We start from the raw sequence: 1,414 nt of genomic DNA on the forward strand, positions 1-1,414 counted from the left end.
GGCTCATTGTCAACTGTAGTGGGTTGAAGAAAAGCTAAGCTCGAGAAAGGACAAATTTCGTCCTTTCTTTTTTGATGTTCAGAGCGATAAAAATCCGTTTTTTGAAGTTTTCAAAGTTCCGAAAACCAAAGGCATTTCGTTTGATAAGTTTGATGAGATTATTAGTTGCTTCTAATTTGGCATTAGAATAAGGTAGTTGAAGGGCATTGACAATCTTTTCTTTATCCTTGAGGAAGGTTTTAAAGACAGTCTGAAAAAGAGGATGAACCTGCTTAAGATTGTCCTCAATAAGTCCGAAGAATTTGTCTGGCTCCTTGTTCTGAAAGTGAAAAAGTAAGAGTTGATAGAGATTATAGTGGTGTTTCAAATCTTCTGAATAGCTCAAAAGCTTGTCTAGAATCTCTTTATTGGTTAAGTGCATACGAAAAGTAGGGCGATAAAATCGTTTATCACTCAGTTTACGACTATCTTGTTGAATGAGTTTCCAGTAGCGTTTGATGGCCTTGTATTCATGGGATTTTCGCTCAAATTGATTCATGATTTGGACACGTACACGACTCATAGCACGGCTGAGATGTTGGATAATATGGAAACGATCTAGAACGATTTTAGCACATGGGAAAAGCTGTTTAGCTAAGGCATAGTAGGGACTAAACATATCCATAGTAATGATTTTTACTCGACATCGGACGGCTCTATCATATTTAAGAAAGTGATCACGAATGACAGCTTGTGTTCTACCCTCAAGAACAGTTATGATGTTGAGATTATCAAAATCTTGTGCAATGAAACTCATCTTTCCCTTAGTGAAGGCATACTCGTCCCAGGACATAATCTCAGGAAGACGAGAAAAATCATGCTTAAAGTGGAAATCATTGAGCTTTCGAATGACAGTTGAAGTTGAAATAGACAACTGATGAGCAATATCGGTCATGGAAGTTTTTTCAATCAGCTTCTGAGCAATCTTTTGGTTGATGATACGAGGTATTTGGTGATTTTTCTTGATGAGAGAAGTTTCAGCGACCATCATTTTAGAGCACTGATAGCACTTAAAACGGCGTTTTCTAAGGAGGATTCTAGTAGGCATACCAGTCGTTTCAAGGTAAGGAATCTTAGACGGTTTTTGAAAGTCATATTTCTTCATTAGGCTTCCGCAATCAGGACAAGATGGGGCCTCATAGTCTAGTTTAGCGATGATTTCCTTGTGTGTATCCTTATTAATGATATCTATAATTTGGATATTAGGGTCTTTAATATCGAGTAGTTTTGTGATAGAATGTAACTGTTCCATATGATTCTTTCTAATGATAGTTTGGTCGCTTTTCATTATAGTTCTTATGGGACTTTTTTTCTACAACAAAATAGGCTCCATAATATCCATAGGGGATTTACCCACTACAAATATTATAGAGCC

At 36.7% G+C, this 1,414-nt stretch carries 1 protein-coding gene; it reads right to left on the reverse strand.

Annotated elements, in window-relative coordinates; translation table 11 throughout:
* Positions 1-34 precede the first annotated feature (34 nt).
* Positions 35-1,291: an ISL3 family transposase gene (locus tag WKI23_RS09390; protein ID WP_368079735.1), complete on the reverse strand. Its 1,257-nt coding sequence runs from the start codon at positions 1,289-1,291 to the stop codon at positions 35-37.
* Positions 1,292-1,414 lie beyond the last annotated feature (123 nt).

It is taken from the genome of Streptococcus pseudopneumoniae (assembly GCF_038148955.1).
Taxonomy (GTDB): domain Bacteria; phylum Bacillota; class Bacilli; order Lactobacillales; family Streptococcaceae; genus Streptococcus; species Streptococcus pseudopneumoniae_T.

Excerpts from the sequence above, each read along its gene's own strand:
- WKI23_RS09390 (WP_368079735.1), bottom strand. The coding sequence starts at position 1,291 with ATGGAACAGTTACATTCTATCACAAAACTACTCGATATTAAAGACCCT.